Genomic DNA, 21,626 nt, shown 5'->3' with positions numbered 1-21,626 from the left:
ACCATGCCTGACTCCTCCTCCAACGCTCCCAACGCCCAATCTTCAACCCCCGAACCCCTCTCCCCCACCGCCAAAATCCTCAAATGCTTCAGCGGTTCCTTCATGGCGGGCACCATTGCCCTATTGGCCTATCGGTTGATGGTCAGCATTGCCACCACCTTTGCCGCCAAGCCGATTCTCTCCGATAACCTCGCAACCGTGAACATCGCAGCGGCGGTGCGGACTTTGGTTGTGGGCATGGTGGCCCTAGGAGCCGGAGTGTTTGGTATGGCGGCTCTGGGCTTGTTTTTGCTGGGCATTCAGTTGTTCTGGCAACGGCTGCGGCCTGCGGCCTAATGGTTTGCATCTCCCTCACTCGATTGAGGGGATCTCCCTTCGAGCGGATCTCCCTCATCCGCCAGCCACAGAATAGCCCTGAACCGTCAAGGCGGGCTCTCGGATTAGGCGGATGCTGTCGTGAGGTGAGAAGCTAGGTGGGGTGCTTGGCCCGCTGGGTATCATAGGATTCATAGGCGGCAACAATGCGCTGCACCAGAGGATGGCGCACCACATCGCTCTGACCCAGTTTGCAGAAAGCAATGCCCTCCACCCGCTGGAGAATCTGCTGGGCCACTGCTAGCCCAGAGGATTGGTAGTCTGGCAAGTCGGTCTGGGTCGTATCCCCCGTCACCACCATGCGAGAGTGAAAGCCTAGGCGGGTGAGCACCATCTTCATCTGGGCGGGGGTGGTATTTTGAGCTTCGTCCAAAATGACAAAGGCGTTGCTGAGTGTGCGCCCTCGCATATAGGCCAGGGGGGCCACCTCAATAATGCCCCGCTCCATCAAATTAGCGATTTTTTCGGGATCCACCAGCTCATGCAGCGCATCGTAGAGGGGGCGCAGATAGGGATTCACCTTTTGCTGAAGATCCCCCGGCAAAAAGCCCAGCCGCTCCCCCGCCTCCACCGCCGGACGGGTGAGCACCAGTCGCTCAAACTCGTTGTTCAGCAGCGCTTGAACGCCTACCATAGTAGCCAGAAAGGTCTTGCCCGTCCCCGCTGGCCCTGCACAAAAAATCAGATCGTGGTTACGCAGCGCCTTGATGTATTGCTTCTGGCGAAAGGTTTTGGCCCGCACCACCTCACCCCGACGAGTACGCGCCACTACATCTTGATGAATGGCCTGAAGCTCGTCTACTTGGTTGGTGTCGAGGGCGTGGCAGGCGGTCATAATGTCGGCGCTGGTGACGGTTTGGCCCTGGCCCCAGATGGGTTCAAGGGCTTCCACCAGCCGCCGCGCCCGATCCGCCGTGGCTTCAGTACCTGAAATCAAAAGCTCCTGGCCTCGCAGCACCAGGGTTGCCCCGGTCTGCTGGGCCAAGAGCTTAAAATTTTCACTGCGATAACCGGAAAGCGCGATAGCCCCATCGGGTCTAGGAATCTCAATCCGAACGGTGGAGGTCATAATCGCAGCTAGGGACGAAGCAGTACCGCAAATGCTACTGAAAAAGTTAGTCCAGCGAAGGCTTAGTCCGCCGTTGAGGCTTGGGTTTGGGGGCAGAGCGGTGGAGTCGCTCACTTCGGTGCCCCTCAGCGCCTTCGTGTTCCGAGGCTCCAAAGACATCGAAATAGGCTGACCAACCCCAGAGGGTTGCCGTGGCCCGCACCACGCTGCGAATGGCCTGAATGTTTCGTCCTCCCCGGCCAAAGACTTTGCCTCGCTCATCGCCGCTAAAGGCCACCCGAATCCAGATCTTGGACTGGGCGGCATTCTGTTCGCAGTCAATCCGCAAAGATTCTGGCGCATCTAGAAATGGCTCTACCAGAAACTTGACCAGACTAGAAAAGTCGGGACTACTCATGCTGGGGATTCAGTATGGGACTAGGCTTGAGCCTTGAGTTGCTCAAAAACGTTAGCCTTCTCAAGAATGTGCTTCACGGTTTTGGTGGGCTGGGCTCCCTGCTGTAGGCGGCGCACAATACCGGGCACATCGAGGCGGGTCTCGTCGGTGCGGGGATTGTAGAAGCCGAGTTCTTCCAAAGGACGACCATCCCGTCGGGCATCGCTGTTGATGGCGACGATCCGGTAGCTAGCTTCTCTTTTTTTACCAAAACGCTTGAGGCGGAGCTTAATCATAGGACAAGGGCAGCACAGATGTAGGGGTTAACGCCGTAGGCAATTCTGAGATCGCCATACTAAGCACAGGTTTTCTATCATAGCATCAATCTGAGCCCTCGCCTTGCCTCGATTCATGCCATCGGCCCTAGAGGTAAGGCCGATGATGAGGCTAGCATTCTCCACGCTCAGGTTTGAGCCAGACGGGGCCAGGGGAGAAGGCTCTTAACAGGCCAGAAAGTTGGCTATGTTTAGTCTTCGTGCTCGTCGAAGGGATCCGCGAGCTGCTTGGAGGGGGGGCCAAAGGAGAGGTAAACCGCGAACCCGGTGACGGCAACTAGTACCGTTCCGACGGAAATAATAAGAACTGTTGCGGGTTCCATAAACTTTATGAGAGGGAGAAACCTCTCCATCATATAATATTACGAACTATTAAAGTATTGATAGCGGAAGGATCCATGGCACAACGGACTTGGTTAGGAGACGTTCTCAAACCCCTCAACTCCGAGTATGGGAAGGTGACTCCCGGCTGGGGCACTACCCCTCTGATGGGGGTCTTCATTGGCCTATTTTTCGTCTTTTTGCTGATTATTCTCCAGCTCTACAACTCCTCCATCATCCTCGACAGCTTTGATGTGGATTGGCGCAGCATTGGTCGGTAGGGTAGGGCTGAGGCCAACCCGCTCAACATAACCCCTGGGGCTAGTACGGCGATGATCCGGGCTAGCCCTTTTTCGGCGAAACAGATAGGGCGTTATCCGCGTGGGGGCGCTAGGAGTAGAGGAATCGGCCAGGATCGGGCCACGCCCCGGCATAATGGGAGGAGATCTGTGGTTGTGGTTTACCCTGTCGGGATGGGAGTTGGTGTATGAACGTATTTGGAATTGGCCTGCCGGAGATGGCCGTCATTCTAGTGCTGGCCCTGTTGGTGTTTGGCCCCAAAAAGCTGCCGGAAATTGGCCGGAGCTTGGGCAAGGCGATTAAGGGGTTTCAGGATGCCTCCAAGGAGTTTGAGGAAGAATTCAAAAAAGAAGCCCAGCAGATTGAGAAGGTGGTGACTAGCCCCATGAAGGCGACTCTCGATCCTCAGCCTGCGAAGGTGCTGTCGCCCCAGGATCGTCCGGAGGAGATTGTGGTGCCCCCCGATGCCGCCGCTGAGGGTGCCGCCGCCGCGAAGGTCGTCGAAGACTCCGGGGTTTCTGCCCCTGACACCAGCAACGAGACGGCAACGACCGAGGGCACAGTGGAAACGGCCACCGATAACAACACTTCGGCCTAGGGCACGGGAAGGCCAAGCCTAAAACAACCCACAAAACCTGTAAGGACAAGCAACGCGAGACCACTATGACTGATGCTGCGGCCCAGCCAGAGCGCCTGCCCATTGGCCTGATTGTGGGGCTAGGGAACCCAGGCCCTAAGTATGCGGGCACCCGCCACAATATTGGCTTTGATGTGGTGGATCAACTCTCGAAGCGGTGGGCGATTCCCCTCAAGGAGGAGCGTCGTTTTCAGGGGGAATATGGGGCGGGGATGGGCCTCCATCGCCAAAAAATTCACCTGCTGAAGCCCCTGACCTACATGAACCGTTCGGGGCAGTCTATTCGGGCGGTGCTGGATTGGGTCAAACTCGCCCCTGGCACCGTGCTGGTGGTCTACGACGATATGGATCTGCCTGTGGGCAAGCTGCGGCTGCGGCTGTCCGGCTCTGCGGGGGGGCACAACGGCATGAAGTCCACCATCGCTCACCTCAAAACCCAGGAGTTCTGCCGTCTGCGGATTGGCATTGGCGCGGCCCGCACCGAGGCAGAGCGCGATCAGGCGGTGGTGTCCCATGTGCTGGGCAATTTCTCTAAGGCCGAGCGGCAGACCATGGATGAAGTGGTGGAGGTAGCCGTGCGGGCGCTGGAGAAAAGCCTGACCGACGGTGTAGAGAAGGCCATGAGCCTTTACAACGGCATGGAGTTAGGCGGCTGATTGGGCGGCTGATTGGGCGGCTGATGCGTGTCAAATTCTTATCTTTCATCGCCAATTTTGGCGAAAGATTACAAAATGCTAAGGCTTTGCCGTCAACTGGTAGGCTAGGGGGAAGTAATGGCTGCGAAGGCAGCAATCGCAAGGGGTTGGCTCATTCTGGGCATCCCTAGGGCGAGATTGCAATGACGGTTCCTTGGCTTGCATTATGAGCAATTCCACATCTGTCGTGGAAGAATTGTTAACGGCAATTCCTCAGCTTAGACCCAGACTCTACTTCAAAACCTCATTAACGGCCCTGTCCCACGCCATGGAGGATCACATTCTGGCTGGGGCGGGTGGGGCGCTGGTGATTGCGAGTTTTCAGCAAGAGCGGTTTTACCTCCAGGAGGCCAGTCGCTACCTGCGGATTGCGGAGCTGAGTGATCAACTCTACGTGCTGGCCGCAGCAGGTACCAGCTTTACCAGCCGTTCGGAGAACTATGAAACCATTGCCTTTGAGCCGGAAGATGCCCTGGTTTATGAGTGGCACTTGGTGGTCATCAGCAACGACTATCAAGCCTGTCTGATTTGTCGGGAGCGCCCAGTCCACGATGATCCTAGCCAGCCAGCCCTCGATCAGAACCGTCGGTTTGAGGGCATTTGGACGCAGGATGCCTACGTGACCCAGCGTTCGGCGGAGATTTTGCTGGATCGTATTGCCCAGTATCGGCCCTACCTGGCGGAAAAGGTGCAGGTGGCCAAACAGCGCTACCTCCATCCGGCAGCAGCCCCGTCCAACCGATTGGACGGCAAAGCCAGCCCCGACCCCTTTACCCAGCGGCTCGTCACCTACCTTCAGGCGGGGCAGTATAAGCTGCTGAAAGCCTACAAATCCATCGCCGCCCAAGAGCAGCGGGAGCGGCTGGTGAACACCATTACGTCGGTGATTCGCCAGTCTTTAGACGCCACAGAAATCTTCGAGCAAGCGGCTTCGGAACTGGGGCAGGCTCTAAACGTGTGCCGCTGCCTGATCTACCCCTGTGCCGCCACTGATGCCACCGTCACCGTCGAGCATGAGCACCGACAGGCCATGGTGGAATCGCTGCTGGGGGAAACCTGGCCCCTGGCCACCAGCCCACTGTTTGACTATGTGCAAGACACGAAGGAGATTGTGGCCATCTCCGATACCCACGATCCAGAGTCGCCCTTTCGCTACGAGCTAGACGCCATTCGGCTGCTGCTAGACCGCTGGCGGATTCAGTCTTGGCTGATTGCGCCCCTCACCTACCAAGGGCGTTTGGTGGGGATGATCGAGCTACACCACTGTCAGGCGAGCCCCTACGACTGGACGGAGGACGATAAAGCCCTAGTGGATGCTATTGCCGCCCAACTGAGTGTGGCCATTATCCAAGCCGAAGCCTACGCCAACCTACAAGACCTCAACCGCCAGCTCGAAGCCCTCGACCTGACCCGCGCCAACCTGATCGCCATCACCGGGCACGAGTTGCGAACGCCCCTGTCCACCATTCAGGTATGCCTAGAGAGCCTGTCCACCGAGCCGGATATGCCCGCTGAACTGCGGCAGGTGATGATCCAGGCTGCCCTGGAGGACGCGGAACGGATGCGTAAGCTCGTGCAGGACTTTCTCACCCTCTCAAAGCTGGAGAGTGGCCGGGTGGAGTGGAATCTGGAATCCCTCGCCATTCAGGAATGTGTGGATCTGGCCCTGAGCAGCGTGAACGCCCACCACGACGGTGCTTCTGTGTCGAACATCAAGGTAAAAATTCCCAAGTCGGTGCCCTTGGTGCGGGCCGATGGAGAATGGCTGGTGGAAGTGCTGGTCAAGCTCCTCGACAACGCCAGCAAGTTTACCCCCACCGACGGCAAAATCACCATCCAGGTGACGCGATCTAGCCCCACCCATCTTCAAGTCACCATCGCCGACACCGGGCGCGGTATTGAGCCCAGCCGTCTCGATGCGGTGTTTGATCGGTTCTACCAAGAAGAGGGAGCCCTGCGCCGCACCACCGGGGGCACCGGGCTGGGGCTAGCCATGTGCCGCCAAATCGTGGAAGGACTGGGTGGCACCATCTGGGCCGACTCAGAAGGCAAGCATAAGGGTAGCCAGTTTCACTTCACGGTGCCCATCGCCCAGGGCAAGGGCGAGGGCCGCAGTACCCTTGACGTCCGCCGCCCTCAGCGATCTGGACAACCCGCTACGGTTCCTGGCAACCCCTCCGTTTTGCTGGATGACTAACTTGGCTGGATGATGAACTCTCAGTAGATCACAGACTCACTCTTTTGCCACGATCCAGCCCTCACCCCAAATCCCTCTCCTAAGCTGGGAGAGGGACTTTGAAGGATTTTCCGGCCCCCCTCTCCTCTCTGGGAGAGGGGCTGGGGGTGAGGGCTGCGGGGGACTTTGCGATCTACTGACCCACCCTAGTCGATGGTTTCGCCCAGGAAAGTGAGCAAGGCCCGCCAGGATTTGCGATCCGCAGGGCCATCGTAGCGATCTCCTGCTGACCAGACGGTGAAGGCATGGTCTACGCCGCCGTAGATTTCCATGTCAAAGTCCACATTGGCGGCATCCATCTCAGCGGCCAGTTGGGCCACATCGGCCATGGGGGCCACGGGGTCATCAGAACCATGCAGAATCAGCACCCGCCCTTGGGTGCGGCTATAGTCTTGGCCTGCGGGGGTCTCAAAGCTGCCGTGGAAGGACACAAATCCGTCCACATCCATGCCAGCGCGGGCCATTTCTAGCACCGCCGCACCGCCAAAGCAGTAGCCAAGCGCCACCACATCATCGCCATCCACCCCGGCCATCCGCTGGGCTTCGGCCAAGCCAGCCGCCAGCCGTGCCCGCATGGTGGCTCGGTCGGCGTAGAGTTTGCCGCTTTCCGCTTGGGATTCTTCGGTATTGCGAGGCCGTACGCCCTGGCCGTAGAGATCCACCGCAAAGGTGGCATAGCCCTGCTCCGCCAGCATTTGGGCGCGGCGCATTTCGTAGCTGTCCAGCCCGTTCCAGTCATGCACCAGCAGCACTAGGGGCTGGTTGTTGCCAAAGCCCTGGTTAATGGCAAAATAACCCTCGTAGGGCTGACCGTCGATGGTGTATGTCACCGACTCTTGGACGATATCGGCCCGTACCACTTGGCTAATCCCCAACACCATACCTAGGGCGAGGACGGCAGCAAGGGCCATCAGTCCTAATTTTTTCATCACAATCTCCTCTCACAGTGATTGACCGTTGCTAAGGCGCAGTCCGACCCTGGTATCGTAAAGAAGTTTGAAGCAGAACGCAAAGGGAGAGAGAGCCTTGCAAGGGCGCTTCTCAGCCGTTTGGGCGACCAACGTTCTGGTGTGAACCCTTGGCCCTAGGAGATTGTTGACGATGGATTGGACTGCCGAAGCTGAAGCCCGCCTGAAGGAAATCCCCTTCTTTGTGCGCCCCGCCGCCCGCAAAAAAATTGAAAAATTTGCCCAAGATCAAGGCATTAGCCAAATTACAGAAGCCGTCTACGAAGACGCCAAAAAACAATTCGGCTAAGCCTTATCCTCGGCTGAAACGCCCCTAACCGTAGTTCCTTGAGGGTGCATTGCGACGAATCACAGAGTTTATGGTGGAATCGGGTGGGGTTCTCGTCGCGAATGCGCCCTACGTTCTGACTGCCTACAATCCCTAAAAAGACCGCCCGCTGCACCGTTGACTGGCCGAAAAGGCCACCGTCCCTAAATCACCTACAGTGGAAACGCTGACTGCCTGACACAAGTGGGCGAAAGGCAGTCAGGTGGGAACGTTCTCCTCGATGGGACGTCAGAATGATCAACCCTATCTACCGGGCCTGTTGCCGCAGCCGCCAGCCCGTGTAGCTCAGCAAGGCGGTGGCTCCTAGGGCATAGGCCACGCCGCTAGGAATCCCCGCAAAGGCTAGGGCAAGGCTACCCGCCCACAGGGTGAGCACATAGATAAATAGCACTGTGACCCGGTGAGAGAGTCCGGCTTGGAGCAAACGGTGGTGCAGGTGGCGCTTATCGGCAATGAAGGGGGAGTTGCCGGAACGCAGCCGATCCAAGATCACGGCGGACATATCCAGAATCGGCACCGCCAGAATCAGGTAGGGCAGCAGCACGGCGGCGGTCGTCACCGTTTTGACGAGGCCAATGATGCCGACCCCAGCCAGGGTAAAGCCCATAAAGTAGGCTCCCCCATCGCCCATGAAAATTTTGGCGGGGTTGAAATTGTAGCGCAAAAAGCCGAGGGCACCGCCAGCCAGGGCGGCAGCAATCAGAGCAGCGGCAGGCTGACCCATAAACAGACACACCACCAGCATCACAATGGCGGCGATGCCGGACACCCCCGCCGCCAACCCATCCAGACCATCGATCCAGTTGATGGCGTTGGCCATGCCCACCAGCCAGAAGATCGTCACAGGCAAGCTAATGAGGTCGGGCAGGGGAGTGAGGCCGTAGAAGGGAATGGTGAGAAAGTCGATGCTGACACCCACATGCCAAGCAATGGTGGCAACCAGCGCCTGCATGATCAAACGGCTGAGGGGAGATAGCCCAAACAGGTCGTCCATTAGCCCAATCAGGAAGAAGGCCAGCCCGCCAATGGTGACACCCCAAATCTGAAACTCCTGGGGTGGCGCGAGGTACTGGCCGCTGCCGTCCAGAAAGCCCCCGGTGGCCCAGGCTAGGATCAGCGCCGTAAAGGTGCCCAGAAAAATCGACACACCCCCCAGCCGCACCATGGGCTGGTTGTGTACCTTGCGTCCCCCTGGCAAATCCACACGCCCACTTTTTAGGCCAATGCGGCGCACGATGGGCGTTGTCACCAGCACAACGGCCATGGAAACAACAAAGGCGAGAAAGTGATACAGATGAAACGGCATCTGAACTCCTAGGGGGAGGGAACTGAACGGCCTCGGCGGCTGGAGGGCAAACGGCCTTGCTGGAAGCGACCCCTATGATTTTTAAGGGGGCATTCGTCCATAGGATAGGTTGACTTTTCCTAAATGAACAAAACTCCATGCAGATTATGACAGATCGTGAAGGCTAAACCTTAACCTTCGCTGTCCCTCTCCATGGAGTCTGTGTGAAGTTTGGTGGCAACTGTAGGGGCGAGCCCACCCTAGGCAAAACTCAGCCCCAACCGCTAAACCCTAGACCAGGGCCGGAACGCGACCGCCCAGGTGGGGATAGAGGGGGAAGCGTTCGCACAGGGCGGCGACCCGATCCCGGCAGCGGCTTTCCATTGCCGTATCCTCTGGATTCAATAGACGATCTGCAATGATGTCGGCGATGGTGGCAAACTCATCGCTGCCCAGGCCACGGGTGGTCATGGCGGGGGAGCCCAGGCGCAGACCGCTGGTGACAAAGGGCGATTCGGGGTCGTAGGGCACCGTGTTCTTGTTGGCGGTGATGTTGACGGTGCTCACCAGTTGGTCGGCCCGCTTCCCGGTCATGCCGATGGATCGCAGATCCACCAGCACCAGGTGGTTGTCGGTGCCGTTGGAGACCACCTTGAAGCCACGATTTTGTAGCTGGTTGGCCAATCGCTGGGCATTTTCAATCACCTGGGCAGAATAAACCTTGAACTCAGGCCGCAGGGCTTCCCCAAAGGCCACGGCCTTGGCGGCGATGACGTGCTCTAGGGGGCCGCCCTGGGTGCCGGGGAACACCGCCTTGTCGAACTTTTTGCCCAGTTCGGCGTCGCGGGTGAGAATCAAGCCGCCACGGGGGCCGCGCAGGGTTTTGTGGGTGGTGGTGGTGACGACATCGCAGTGGGGCACAGGGTTGGGGTGCAGTCCAGCGGCGACTAGACCCGCAATGTGGGCGATGTCAGCCATCAGGTACGCGCCTACTTCGTCGGCAATGGCGCGGAAGGCTTGGAAATCAATGGTGCGGGGATAGGCGGAATAACCGCAGATGATCAGCTTGGGCCGATGCTCTAGGGCCAGGGCGCGGATGGCGTCGAAGTCGAGTTGTTCGGTTTCGCGGCTGACGCCGTACTGCACCACCTTGAACCACTTACCCGACACATTCACAGGCGATCCGTGGGTGAGGTGGCCACCGTGGGACAAATCCATCCCCATGATGGTGTCGCCGGGGTTCAGCAGGGCCAGGAATACTGCAAAGTTAGCCTGGGCACCGGAGTGGGGCTGCACGTTGGCGTGGGCCGCGCCGAAGAGTTCCTGCACGCGGTCGATGGCCAGTTGCTCGGCCTCGTCTACGAAGGTGCAGCCGCCGTAGTAGCGCTTGTTGGGCAAGCCTTCCGCGTATTTGTTGGTGAGCACCGACCCCTGGGCCGCCATCACCGCTGCCGAGGTGAAGTTTTCGCTGGCGATCAGCTCTAGGTGATCCCGCTGGCGTTGCAGTTCGCGCTGCACAATGGTGGCCAGCAATGGATCGGATTGGACAAGGAAATCGAAGTTGGTTTCAGGCACGAGTTGGGCTCCCCGCAAGCATCGAGATGGACAGGCGATCCGCACCCATCGGCCCCGGTAGCGCCACCGTCCTGAGAACGGGTCTGGGCCGCTGAGGTATTCATCCTAGGGCGATTCAGGCTCCCATGAGGATGACCAACACCAAGCTGGAACCGAATGAGTGCAGTTTCCTATTCTATCCGGGCTGGCCCAACTTTGGGACGAGGCCAGGGCCGAGGTCGCCCTAGCCAAATCGGATTTTTCGACATATGTTACGGATTGCAACATATAATCAACACAACTAGCCCCTAGTTTTTGTATAAGTGCCACAGCCCGTTGACTGTTGCAGCATTTCTACTCCCTGGCCATGTCCATAGCGAAATGCCGTGTAATCTGGGTCGTCTTGGGCCAATCCTAACTGTTTTTCCCATGATGGGTGCAGTTATGAGAGGCTAGTTAAGCAGATACACCTGTGGTCGGTTTGAGATTTACCTTCTCCAGATTGGGACATTGATGCTGCAACTGACTGATTCTCCCCCACGCCCATCCCTCTCCTCCATCGAGGAAGCCTACGAGCTTTGCCGTCAAGTCACCGCAAAGTACTCGAAGACCTTCTACATGGGCACCCTGCTGATGGCCCCCGCCAAGCGCCGCGCCATCTGGGCCATCTATCTGTGGTGTCGGAGAACCGATGAACTGGTGGATGGCCCCCAAGCTCAGTTCACCAACGAGAAAACCCTCGACCGCTGGGAATCGCAACTGGAATCGGTGTTTGCGGGTTGTCCCGTAGATGACGAAGACGTGGCCCTAGTGGATACCCTGGAGAAGTTCCCCCTCGATATCCAGCCCTTCCGGGATATGATTGCGGGCCAGCGCATGGACTTGCACCGCAACCGCTACGAAACGTTCCAAGATCTCGAACTCTACTGCTACCGAGTGGCGGGCACCGTGGGCCTAATGTCTACCACGGTGATGGGCGTCGATACAGAACTGTACACCGCCCCCTGGCATCCCAAGGATCCCATTGACCCCACCCCCCAAGCCGTAGCCCTTGGCATTGCCAACCAACTCACCAACATCCTGCGGGACGTGGGCGAAGATGCCCGCCGAGGCCGGATTTATCTCCCGCTAGAGGATTTGGCCCAATTCCACTACACCGAAGCCGATCTGATGGCTGGGGTAGTGGACGACCGCTGGCGTGCCCTGATGGCCTTTGAAATCGACCGCGCCCGCCACTACTACGCTGAAGCCGAGGCGGGAATCAGCCAACTCAGCCCCGATGCCCGCTGGCCCGTGTGGGCGGCGTTAGATCTGTATCGCCAAATCTTGGACGTGATCGAAGAGAACGGCTACGACGTGTTTAGCCGTCGAGCCTATGTACCTTCCCTTCGCAAACTGACCACCCTGCCCGGAGCACTGCTGAAGGCGCGAGTGTTTTAGGGATGGTTGAGTTCAACGAGTCGTCCCCTAGATACGCTATGGCGGTTCTCTGATAAGTGAGGTACACCTAGGCGCACTCAACTTCGTGAGCAAGGGGCATGCCCCCTTTAGCTGTACCGCACCCCACTAAAACCCGCTATACATTGACATACATTGACCCGTCACCCTAAAGAATGACGGGTCCCATTCAGGGGAAGGAGGCATCCCGGCAAACGGGTCAAACTGGGATGCCGTTCCTGAGAATTAGCCCTCTGGATTCACCGCAATGGGTTTGACGTGCCAGATGTCGCGGGTGTAGTCGGCGATGGTGCGGTCGGCGGAGAACTTGCCGATGCGGGCCGCGTTCAGAATCGACATCCGCGTCCAGCGGGCCTGGTCTTCGTAACAGCGGCTAACGTGCTCCTGGCACTGGACGTAGGCTCCGTAGTCGGCCATCACCAGGTAGGGGTCATCCACCAGCAGGGAATCCAGCAGGGGCAGGAACAGATCGGGATGGTCGGGGGCAAAGAGGCCGCTGGCGATGCTGTCGAGGACGCGCTTCAGTTCGGGGTTGGTGTCGTAGTAGAACCAGGGGTTGTGACCCACAGCCTTGCAGGCGGCGACCTGTTCGGTGGTGAGGCCAAACAGGAAGAAGTTGTCGGCCCCCACTTCTTCGCGGATTTCGATGTTGGCCCCATCCAGGGTGCCGATGGTGAGGGCACCGTTGAGGGCAAACTTCATGTTTCCGGTGCCGGAGGCTTCGGTGCCAGCGGTGGAAATTTGCTCCGACAGATCCGAGGCGGGGAAGATGCGCTGGGCCAAGGACACGTTGTAATTGGGCAGGAACACCACCTTCAACTGTCCGGCCACGATGGGATCGGCGTTGACCACATCGGCGACGGCGGTGATCAGTTTCACCACCAGTTTGGCCATGGCGTAGCCCGGAGCCGCCTTGCCGCCAAAGATCACCGTGCGGGGCACGATGGGCTGGTCAGGGTGCTGCAAAATCCGGTGGTACAGGGTGATGACATGGAGGATGTTGAGCAACTGCCGCTTGTACTCGTGGATGCGCTTGATTTGCACATCAAAGAGGGAGTCGGGGTTGATCTCAATGCCGAGGCGGCTGTGGATGATGTGGGCCAGATCCCACTTGTTGGACTGTTTGATGGAATGCCATGCCTGCTGGAAGGTGGGGTCATCCAGGTGAGCTTCCAGTTGGCGCAGGTCATCCAGGTTGGTAATCCAGCTTTCGCCGATGGTTTCGGTAATCAACTGGGACAGGCGGGGGTTGCATTGCAACAGCCAGCGACGGGGGGTGATGCCGTTGGTTTTGTTGGTGAATTTGTCGGGCCAGAGTTCGTAGAAGTCGCGCAGGACGTCCTGCTTCAGCAGTTCCGTGTGCAGGGCGGCGACCCCGTTGATGGCGTGGCTGCCCACACAGGCGAGGTTGGCCATGCGAACTTTCCGTTCCGGGCTTTCGGCAATCAGCGACAGCCGCTCCAGCCGTTCGGGGTCTTTGGGATAGCGCAGCTTCACCTGGCTGAGGAAGCGGTGGTTGATTTCGTAGATCAATTCCAGGTGGCGGGGCAGTAAGCGGCCAAACAAATCCACCGACCAGCATTCCAGGGCTTCGGGCATTAGGGTGTGGTTGGTGTAGCCAAAGCATTTCTGGGTGATGCCCCAGGCTTGATCCCAGTCAAAGTGATGCTCGTCCAGCAGAATCCGCATTAGTTCCGCCACGCCAATGGCGGGGTGGGTGTCGTTGAGCTGGATAGCGGCAAAGTCGGCCAGGGTTTCCAGATGGCCATGATCCCGCAGGTGCAGACGAATGATGTCTTGCAACGAGCAGGCCACGAAGAAATACTGCTGTTGCAGCCGCAGTTCTTTCCCTTGGCGGGTTTCGTCGTTGGGGTAGAGGACTTTCGTGATGTTCTCGGAGATCATCTTGTCGGCCACGGCCCCAAAGTAGTCTCCAGCGTTGAAGGCATGGAGGTCAAAGGCGCTGCCCGCCTCCGCCTTCCACAGCCGCAGAATGTTGACGTTCTCGGTGCCGTAGCCCGGAACCGGGGAATCGTGGGGAATGCCGATTACCGTCTGTCCCGGCATCCAGCGCACGCGGTAGTCGTTGTCGTGATCTTTGTAGACCTCGGTGTAGCCGCCGAATTTGATTTCAACTTGGTAATCGGGACGGGCGATCTCCCAGGGGTTGCCAAAGCTCAGCCACTTATCCGGCTGCTCGTGCTGGAAGCCGTTGTGGAGCACCTGGGTGAAAATGCCAAATTCATAGCGAATGCCGTAGCCAATGGCGGGCAGGTTCAGGGTCGTCAAGGAATCCATAAAGCAGGCCGCCAGCCGACCCAATCCGCCATTGCCCAGGCCCGGTTCCGCCTCTCGCTCCAGCAGTTCATCCAAATCGAGGCCCATGTCCGCCAGGGTGTGGCGCATGGTTTCGTGCAGACCCAGGTTGATCAGGCCGTTGCCCAGGTGCCGCCCCATCAGAAATTCCGCCGATAGGTAGTAGACCGCCTTGGCCTTAGCATCAGCGTAGGTTTTGGCGGTGCGGATGCGCTTCTTCATCAGTTCGTTGCGCACGCTGTAGGCCAGGGCCATGTAGTAGTCGTGGGCATTGGCAAACTGCTCATCCTTGCCCTGTTCGCAGTGGAGATTGTTGAAAAGCGCCTGCTTCAGCTGTTCCGACGACTCGCTGTAGACGGGTTGCAGCGGCGGCGCGGGATAGGGCGAGGTCGGCGCAGAACTGGCTGTCACCTGAACGCGAGGGCTGGAAGCCTGGGAAATCTGAGTTGATGGTCTGATCATGGGTGGCCCCTAACGACGTGGGAACGGTCTAGCCCCTGAGCACAGCAGCCAAAACCTGGCCCCAGACACACTCAAAGGGTGCACTTAGTCGGTTGAATCGTGGAATAGTTATGAATTCGCTGGTTGCAAAGGGGCAATGGGAGTTATCGCATCCCCTCTTGGGGGTCACGCACCTGGTTGAGGGAGAGCTACCAGGGTACGGATGCTTCCATGGGCTAAACCGCCAATTGATAAGCGTTACGCGACACACAACGATATCGAAATCAATTCACTCAATCGAATTAAGTGATTTCATGGTAGCGGCTTTCAAGACGAAGCGTGCAGAGCTTTGTAAAGGCTTTACTAAGGCCGCAGATCGCTTCTTTGGCGATCCCAATTTTTTTGTGATCAATCATGGTTTGTGATCGCCCAAAAATGAATGTGCTCATCCTAGGTTTAAAGAGCCCCGGATCGTTATCCAACGCCCTTTAACGGTTTTTGTCCTGCCATTGCATTATGAGAGAGCCATGTAGCAATATGAAGTTATTTTAATCAATGCCTCCCTAGGTAAATTTTTGAATCTGCCTTGGGCCTAAAGTTTTGATGTACAGAGTCTCTAACGATGTAACAAAATATTGCGGAGAAGGGACTTTTGCGGTTTCAATCTGGTGTTGTCGTCCTAGATCACCAGTCATCAGCGGCGGCGTTATCTGAGAATTGAGGCTGATCATTTCAGCCTTAGTCCCTAGTTGTAGCGGCTGAGGAGATTGCTAATTTAGGATGAGGCGAAGGCCCGACCCTAGGGCCAATTTGAATGGGAAGCGAAGGAAAAAGCAGGCTGAATTTACTGGATCTAGAGGAGGTGATCCCTAAGCTTTTCTTAGGTTTTTTCTAGTGTGGCAACGGTTACAGACAATCGGAGGAAAGTTTAGACTTTATTCCAAATTGGGCCTGCAAAATATTGGAGAACAGACACAACACTGAAAAGTCTTGATACTTCGTGGGTTGGATAGCGCGACAGGAGAACCCAACCTGCCCACGATTCTCGGCCAGTCTTGGTTCTGCCAGAATAGCCATGACGACCCAACGCAAAAAAGCGTAGCCCAAGATACGGAAGCCCCCCTGGTTGTCCCCTAACGTCCATAGAAGTGGGGGTGGACGACCCAGGGCTCGACCTTAGAACCGATGGGTGGTCTGTGGTCTGCATGATCCCCATCTGTTTAGGCGCGATCACATCCCCATGGTTCGCACCCTGCGGCGAGCCCTTGGCCCATAGTTACCCCTGATTTTTCCCATTTGCCCCGCCGCTATGCTCACGACCCAGCAGCCCGTTCTTCGCCGCTTTTGGTATCCCGTCATTCCCGTGGATCACCTGCTCCAGGGCCCCCAGTCGTTTACCTTGATGGGGCAACCTTTGGTGCTGTGGTTAGGCAACGGGGGCCAACCTGCGGCCCTAGCGGATCGCTGCTGCCATCGCTCGGCCCAGTTATCGAAGGGCGTTGTGCAAAACGGCTGTGTGCGCTGCCCCTACCACGGCTGGGCCTACGATGCCCTGGGCACTTGCACCACCGTCCCCCAAATTGATCCGGGCACGGCCATTCCCAAAACCTATCAGGTACCCTCTTACCTGTGCCAAGAACGCTACGGCTACGTGTGGGTCTGTCTCGATGACAATCCGCTCCAGGCCATCCCTGAAATTCCTCAGTTTACTGACCCCAGCTTTCGGTTTATCCACGAATTCTATGAACCTTGGCAGGTCGGTGGTCTGCGCGCCATCGAAAACTCCTTCGACAGCGCCCACGGGCACTTTGTCCACGCCAGTTCTTGGGGCGATATGGCCAACCCCCAGCCGCCACCGATTGATGAGGTGACGGAAACCAGCTTTGGCTTTGTCATGAAGCACTGGCTAGAGGTGCTAAACCCCGACCTACAAAAGAAAAACCTGGGCATTGAGGGCGAAAAGACCATCCGCACCAATACCCGCACCTGGTACATGCCCTTTGCCCGCACCCTGCATATCGAGTATCCCAATGGCTTGATTCACCTGATTTTTACCGCCTACACCCCCATCGATGATCAACATTCCCAGGTGGTGCAGTTCTGCCTCCGCAACGACACCGAAACCGAAGCCAAAGCCGCCGACATCATCGCCTTTGATCGTCAGGTGACATCAGAAGACCGGGTGATTTTGGAAGGCACCGACTACGACGCCCCTCTTTCCTTGGCGGAAGAACAACACATGGCCAGCGACCGACCCGGCATCCTCATGCGCCACCGACTGGCCAAACTCCTGAAAGACCACGGCGAAAGCGAGCAGCGGCGACCCGATCATTAGCCCCAGCCCAGAGGGACACCGTATGGCAACGGTCATCCCCCACGATGTCGCCTGCTATAGGTCTCAGCCTGCGGCCCGCAGGATACCCCCACCCACCCGCAAGAGTTGGGCAAGGGCGGCAAGATTCATACCGAAGTTCGCCGGAGGGCATCGATCAAGGCTATGGTGCCGCCCAGAAGCCCCCAAAGCAGCCAAAGGCCGAGGTCATACCCCTTACGGGAGGCCACTTGGGCTGCAACGAGGCCAATCACGCAATGCAGAAACATGGGTAGCCAGAGGAGGGGAATGGTTTCGGCCATCGTCACACAAGCACTAGGAATTCAAGGGGCAGCGGGGATTCTATCCTATCTCGGAAGGGAGCCAGCTACCTAAGCTACACCGCCCCGTCCACCGATGGATGTAAAATCTTATACTACATTCCCATAGAACCCTCCTACATAGCTTAAGGCTTTCCTCGTTGAGGAGGCTACGCCCACAGCCAGATCAGTCTGATCGGAGTTGGCTTTCAAAGCAGGGTAAGCAACCGGAATTTAGGCTTAGTAGGGATAGCGATAGATCTGGTTGAAGCGGCTGGCTTTGAAAACGTGAATGGTTTCCGTCACCTCGCCGCCCCGGCGCAGGGCTAGGGTGGTGAGGGGTTCGATGGTGTCAAATAGGGGTTGGTATTGGGCCAGAATATCGGGTTCTTGGGCGAAGCGCTCCAGGGTTAGATACAGGGCATCTTGGCCGAGCCAGTTAGCTTGGTTGAACCAGAAGGCAAAGCCCCTGGGGTCTTGGCTGAAGGCCGTAACAGGCACATCGCCCAGGGGGTGGATGGCCATGTCGAAATAGCCGCCGAGGTAGTATTCGTTGGTGAAAATAAAGCCGATTTCGGGCAGGGTGGCTTGCAGTTCGGGGTTCTCGGCCATCAGGCGGCGCAGTTGCAGGGTGTCAATCAGCTCTGTGGAGCCATCCTGTTCGACGGGGATCAGACCGCCCAAAGGCGCATAGCGGCTGGGCTGTTGCAGAAATCCCAGTTGCAGATGCAGCAGGGCAATCACCGATAGGATGGCTAAAAATAGCCCTGATCCCCACAGCCACCGCTGCACTAGTCGGGGTCTGCGCCGCTGCCAAATCACCCCCTGGGCACCGAGCAAAATCAGCAAACCCCAATAGCCCGGAGCGGGCCAAGCGGGGAAAATTTGCTGCTTGCCCCCCAGCGCCGTAAACAGCACCACAATCGGCAGCGACAGCCACAGCACCAGCGCCAACTGATCCCGGCCCTGGGCTTCCTGGGTATCCCAACTGGGGGTGAAGGCCATCAGGCACTGTTGCCCTGTTTGGCGCAGCGTGACCCACCACAGGGGCAATCCAAACAGCGGAAAGAGATACACGTTGGACAGCAGCCAGTAGCCCACCATTTGCCCAAAGCGAAAGGGGCTCGGTTCATCGCTGCCGCCATCAAAGCGCATCCCCAGGTGAAAGCGAAAGGAAATCCAGTCGTGCTGGGCGTTCCAATATAGCAGCGGGGCGAGGGCGAGGGCAAAACACCCTACCGACACCACCAGCCAGGGCGATTGAAACACCTTGCGGTAGGGCTGGCGACTGAGGCAAAACCCCACCAGCCCCAACCCCAGCACAAAGCCGTGGTACTTGCTGATGCAGGCCAAGCCCACCAATCCCCCCAGCAGCGCCACCCGCCAGGTAGGGATGTAGGCGTTCCCAATCACGCCATAGTAATTGAGGCGGCGACGGGTGGGGAAAAACTCCCACAGAGCCACAAGGAGGGTCGCACTCCAGAACAGCATCAGGCCGTTGTCTGGGGACGTCAAAATGCCGAAGGAAATCACAATCAGCGGCATCAAGGTGCCAAAGGCCAGGGTCATCTGGCCCACCGCTGGGTTGTGCATCCGTCTTGCCGCTAGGTACAACAATCCCAGGCTAATCCCATACAACAGCAACGCCCCCACCCGAATCGTCAGCGGCGAGATGATTCCCGTCGTCCACCAGCCCAGCCCCGTCGTCAGCGCCACCATGATGGGATGGTCGAAGTAGCTCCAGTTCAGGTGGCGGCTGTAGAGATAGTAGTAGGCTTCATCAAAACCGGGCAGCAGCCAGATCGCTACGATGGTGCGGTAGACAAGCCCGCCCACCAACAGCCCAATCAATCCCCGCTGTCCCCGATCTCGATCCTCAATCCATCTGGTCATGCTGTTCCCATCGGCAACGCTTCCCCACTCTACCGATAAACCTTACCTTGCCTGTCCCAGTCGTAAATACCAATTCGTATCTGGGCTAGCCTGGGGGCTGACGGAGGGGCGTTAGACGACCAGGATCGATTGGAGGTGTTGTACCAAGGCACGGAGCCCTAGGCGATAGCTGTCGGCCCCAAAACCGCAGATTTGGCCCAGAGCCACCGGGGCAATGTAGGAATGGTGGCGGAATTCTTCCCGTTTATGGATATTGCTGAGGTGAACTTCCACCGTGGGCAAGCCCACCGCTGCGATGGCATCCCGCAGGGCCACGCTGGTGTGGGTGTAGGCTCCGGGGTTAATCACAATGCCGTCCTTTTGGCCAAAGGTAGCCTGGATGCAATCGACCAAGGCCCCCTCGCTGTTGGACTGAAAGGCCTCCGCCGTCACCCCCAAAACCTCCGCTTCGGCCATCAGCATCTCGTTGATACTGGCCAGGGTTTGGGTGCCGTAGATGCCCGGTTCGCGCAGGCCCAGCATGTTCAAATTGGGGCCGTGGATGATTTGAATGCGGTACAAAGGCAGACTCTCCTTATCCTTGATCCATCAAAAGCCCTTGCCGCAACACCCTTCACCGTTGCCGCAAAAACCATCGAATCGAAATTCCCATGAAAATTCCGGTCGATGTCGATTGTAGACCAGCCACCCATCAAATCCGCGAGTTTGGCAGGGCAGAGAAACTTCGCTCCACGGGAAAGCTAGGCTGCTATAACTGTGGCTAGGTACTGCCATCACAGGGCCACTGCCCATGCCGGAGGATATGAATCGGCCCCGTTTGGGGTTTGTTGTGCAACTAGTTGACCCCAACCTATCTGGGGAAGACGCCACCACCGAGGTGCAATACCTTCAGGCGGATGTGCGGGCCTTGAATGGCCTGGGGGGCTTGGCCATGGAGGTGCTGCGCCAGCCCCAGGGTGAGGGGCCGTTTCAGGCGGATCGGTGGCGGGGGGTGCGGTTTGAGATCCCGGTGGATCGGCTGCGGGCGGTGGTGCGGCGGCTGTGTGATCGCCTAGAGGACTATCCCCAACCAACAGCGGTGGAAATTCGCTACGGAGCGATGGCGGTGCAGGTGGAGACCCAGGAGGCCGAAACCTTGGCCCAGGTGATCTACCTGGTGGAGGACATGGTGGATCCCCACAGCCTCTACCTGGCCAAGGCCGAAACCTACGGCCACACCCACGGCGAACTGTCCCCCGCCGAGGAAGCCAACCTGGAGCTATTGCGCCAGCGGTTGGGCCTGTCAGAATCGGAGGCCAACGCCCTGAAATCCCAAGCCCTTGGCCCCTACCAAACCCTGGCGGAAAAGCGCCGCTACTTTAACCAGGTGTTGATGGAGGAACTGGCGCGTCAAAGTCCGCTCTCCGAGGAAACCTGGGCAACCCTGACGGAACTGGCGGAAAGCCTGGGTCTGCCCCTGGCGGTGGCCCAAACTCTCTACCAGGAGCAGTTAACCACGATTCAGGTGCAGGCGGAGGCCATTCGCCAACAGCGGCAAGCCGAGGCCGAAGCCGCTCAAAAAGCCGCCCAACAGGCCGAACTCCACGACCAACATCACGAGCAAGAGTTTGAACGCCAGAACGTCCTAGGGCAGTATCGCGAGATGCTGCATCAGGCCATGCAAACAACCCTCTACCCGCCCGATTTTGACCGGGGCCGCTTAGAGCAGGCCCGCCGCCTTTGGCACATCGACCCTGAAGAGGCGCTGCGGCTGGAGGAGGTCGTGCGGAGCGAGCTGTACGGGGCGATTCAGTCGGTGCTGGGAATTGACTATGGCCGACTGCGACAACTGCTGTGGTCAAACCTATGGCGCAAGGCCGACGAAGAGACCGAAAACGTTATCCTCAAGGCGCTGCGGCACAATATGGAGCCCCTAGATCGCAATGCCATTCTGCAACTGCCCTGTGTGGATCTGATCACCATCGACACCCTCTGGAGCCGTTATAGCCAGGGCCGCTTTGGTTTCAAGGCTCAACAGCAGGTCTACCTTCACGTGGATCGACGCCCCATGGACTTTCTCCGCGCCCTCGACTGGCGGGGTTCTCGACTCAGCCTGACGGGGGGCATCAAACCCTACAAGAGCTTGCAGTTTAGCAGCAGTGCTCCCGCTGGCCACCTGCCCACCTGGCGCTGGTGTTGCCCCAGCCTGGAAAATGGCTACACCGTAAGCGAATCGGTGGTGGAGGCGCTGTTCTTGCATCTCGAAAAATGCTTGGCCACGGGGAGCCCACCCCCCTCAATCCCCGCCATTGCCCTCTCCGGCGACCACGGGCTCTCCGGCGACTACGGGCTCTCCGGCCATCCCGGCACCCCGCCCCCTAGTGCTCCTGAGACCGTCTAGGCCCATTCCCGTAGCCCTGTGCCGTACT

General features: G+C 58.2%; 20 protein-coding genes. 9 read left to right on the top strand and 11 right to left on the bottom strand.

The window, feature by feature from the left end; all coding sequences use genetic code 11:
* The first annotated feature begins 3 nt into the window (after positions 1 to 3).
* A complete protein-coding gene (locus GFS31_RS15870) occupies positions 4 to 336 on the top strand; it encodes a DUF3082 domain-containing protein (protein ID WP_198805752.1) in 333 nt (110 codons plus the stop codon).
* Between the two features lie 133 nt (positions 337 to 469).
* On the opposite strand, the gene GFS31_RS15865 is transcribed toward GFS31_RS15870, so the two are convergent.
* The 4 genes from GFS31_RS15865 to psbN all read right to left on the bottom strand — a co-directional run bounded on the left by GFS31_RS15865 (position 470) and on the right by psbN (position 2,478).
* Positions 470 to 1,444, bottom strand: coding sequence for a PhoH family protein (locus tag GFS31_RS15865; protein WP_225907453.1), 975 nt, complete (start codon positions 1,442 to 1,444; stop codon positions 470 to 472).
* Positions 1,445 to 1,490: 46 nt separating this feature from the next.
* Positions 1,491 to 1,841, bottom strand: a complete 351-nt coding sequence (locus GFS31_RS15860) for a KH domain-containing protein (RefSeq protein ID WP_198805751.1) — start codon at positions 1,839 to 1,841, stop codon at positions 1,491 to 1,493.
* A gap of 20 nt (positions 1,842 to 1,861) precedes the next feature.
* Entirely contained in the window at positions 1,862 to 2,116 is a 255-nt protein-coding gene (gene rpsP / locus GFS31_RS15855; protein ID WP_190496470.1) for a 30S ribosomal protein S16, read from the bottom strand.
* A 230-nt stretch (positions 2,117 to 2,346) separates the two neighbouring features.
* Positions 2,347 to 2,478, bottom strand: a complete 132-nt coding sequence (gene psbN, locus GFS31_RS15850) for a photosystem II reaction center protein PsbN (RefSeq protein WP_198805750.1) — start codon at positions 2,476 to 2,478, stop codon at positions 2,347 to 2,349.
* 75 nt (positions 2,479 to 2,553) lie between these two features.
* On the opposite strand from psbN, the gene psbH reads away from it, so the two are divergent.
* The 4 genes from psbH (at position 2,554) to GFS31_RS15830 (ending at position 6,305) form a co-directional block, all read left to right on the top strand.
* Entirely contained in the window at positions 2,554 to 2,757 is a 204-nt protein-coding gene (psbH, locus tag GFS31_RS15845) for a photosystem II reaction center phosphoprotein PsbH (protein ID WP_198805749.1), read from the top strand.
* Positions 2,758 to 2,963: 206 nt separating this feature from the next.
* Complete coding sequence (locus GFS31_RS21605) at positions 2,964 to 3,374, top strand: TatA/E family twin arginine-targeting protein translocase (protein ID WP_198805748.1); 411 nt, start codon at positions 2,964 to 2,966, stop codon at positions 3,372 to 3,374.
* 65 nt (positions 3,375 to 3,439) lie between these two features.
* Positions 3,440 to 4,069, top strand: a complete 630-nt coding sequence (gene pth, locus GFS31_RS15835) for an aminoacyl-tRNA hydrolase (RefSeq protein WP_198805747.1) — start codon at positions 3,440 to 3,442, stop codon at positions 4,067 to 4,069.
* Positions 4,070 to 4,274: 205 nt separating this feature from the next.
* Positions 4,275 to 6,305, top strand: coding sequence for a DICT sensory domain-containing protein (locus GFS31_RS15830; RefSeq protein ID WP_198805746.1), 2,031 nt, complete (start codon positions 4,275 to 4,277; stop codon positions 6,303 to 6,305).
* Positions 6,306 to 6,490: 185 nt separating this feature from the next.
* Here GFS31_RS15830 and GFS31_RS15825 read toward each other — a convergent pair whose 3' ends face one another.
* Positions 6,491 to 7,273, bottom strand: coding sequence for a dienelactone hydrolase family protein (locus GFS31_RS15825; protein ID WP_198805745.1), 783 nt, complete (start codon positions 7,271 to 7,273; stop codon positions 6,491 to 6,493).
* A 172-nt stretch (positions 7,274 to 7,445) separates the two neighbouring features.
* On the opposite strand from GFS31_RS15825, the gene GFS31_RS15820 reads away from it, so the two are divergent.
* Entirely contained in the window at positions 7,446 to 7,601 is a 156-nt protein-coding gene (locus GFS31_RS15820) for a PCP reductase family protein (protein ID WP_198805744.1), read from the top strand.
* A gap of 286 nt (positions 7,602 to 7,887) precedes the next feature.
* Here the strand turns inward: GFS31_RS15820 and GFS31_RS15815 are convergent, their stop codons facing one another.
* Entirely contained in the window at positions 7,888 to 8,946 is a 1,059-nt protein-coding gene (locus GFS31_RS15815) for a glycosyltransferase family 4 protein (protein WP_198805743.1), read from the bottom strand.
* A gap of 270 nt (positions 8,947 to 9,216) precedes the next feature.
* Positions 9,217 to 10,500 carry a serine hydroxymethyltransferase gene (glyA, locus tag GFS31_RS15810; RefSeq protein ID WP_198805742.1) on the bottom strand — a complete coding sequence of 428 codons (1,284 nt, stop codon included), beginning with the start codon at positions 10,498 to 10,500 and terminating at the stop codon, positions 9,217 to 9,219.
* A gap of 492 nt (positions 10,501 to 10,992) precedes the next feature.
* On the opposite strand from glyA, the gene crtB reads away from it, so the two are divergent.
* A complete protein-coding gene (crtB, locus tag GFS31_RS15805) occupies positions 10,993 to 11,919 on the top strand; it encodes a 15-cis-phytoene synthase CrtB (RefSeq protein WP_198805741.1) in 927 nt (308 codons plus the stop codon).
* A 243-nt stretch (positions 11,920 to 12,162) separates the two neighbouring features.
* On the opposite strand, the gene GFS31_RS15800 is transcribed toward crtB, so the two are convergent.
* Complete coding sequence (locus tag GFS31_RS15800; protein WP_198805740.1) at positions 12,163 to 14,715, bottom strand: glycogen/starch/alpha-glucan phosphorylase; 2,553 nt, start codon at positions 14,713 to 14,715, stop codon at positions 12,163 to 12,165.
* Between the two features lie 1,288 nt (positions 14,716 to 16,003).
* Here GFS31_RS15800 and GFS31_RS15795 point away from each other — a divergent pair.
* A complete protein-coding gene (locus tag GFS31_RS15795) occupies positions 16,004 to 17,029 on the top strand; it encodes an aromatic ring-hydroxylating oxygenase subunit alpha (protein ID WP_198805739.1) in 1,026 nt (341 codons plus the stop codon).
* A gap of 125 nt (positions 17,030 to 17,154) precedes the next feature.
* On the opposite strand, the gene GFS31_RS15790 is transcribed toward GFS31_RS15795, so the two are convergent.
* The 3 genes from GFS31_RS15790 to aroQ all read right to left on the bottom strand — a co-directional run bounded on the left by GFS31_RS15790 (position 17,155) and on the right by aroQ (position 19,779).
* Positions 17,155 to 17,328: a hypothetical protein gene (locus GFS31_RS15790; protein WP_198805738.1), complete on the bottom strand. Its 174-nt coding sequence runs from the start codon at positions 17,326 to 17,328 to the stop codon at positions 17,155 to 17,157.
* Positions 17,329 to 17,565: 237 nt separating this feature from the next.
* Positions 17,566 to 19,218 carry an ArnT family glycosyltransferase gene (locus tag GFS31_RS15785; protein WP_198805737.1) on the bottom strand — a complete coding sequence of 551 codons (1,653 nt, stop codon included), beginning with the start codon at positions 19,216 to 19,218 and terminating at the stop codon, positions 17,566 to 17,568.
* 111 nt (positions 19,219 to 19,329) lie between these two features.
* Positions 19,330 to 19,779 carry a type II 3-dehydroquinate dehydratase gene (gene aroQ, locus GFS31_RS15780; RefSeq protein WP_198805736.1) on the bottom strand — a complete coding sequence of 150 codons (450 nt, stop codon included), beginning with the start codon at positions 19,777 to 19,779 and terminating at the stop codon, positions 19,330 to 19,332.
* A 268-nt stretch (positions 19,780 to 20,047) separates the two neighbouring features.
* Between aroQ and GFS31_RS15775 the strand changes: the two genes are divergently transcribed.
* Positions 20,048 to 21,598, top strand: a complete 1,551-nt coding sequence (locus GFS31_RS15775) for a GUN4 domain-containing protein (protein WP_198805735.1) — start codon at positions 20,048 to 20,050, stop codon at positions 21,596 to 21,598.
* The last annotated feature ends 28 nt before the right edge of the window (positions 21,599 to 21,626 follow it).

The organism is Leptolyngbya sp. BL0902 (genome assembly GCF_016403105.1).
Taxonomy (GTDB): domain Bacteria; phylum Cyanobacteriota; class Cyanobacteriia; order Phormidesmidales; family Phormidesmidaceae; genus Nodosilinea.
Note: the sequence above shows the minus strand (reverse complement) of the source record. Positions and strands in the feature narration are given on the sequence as shown.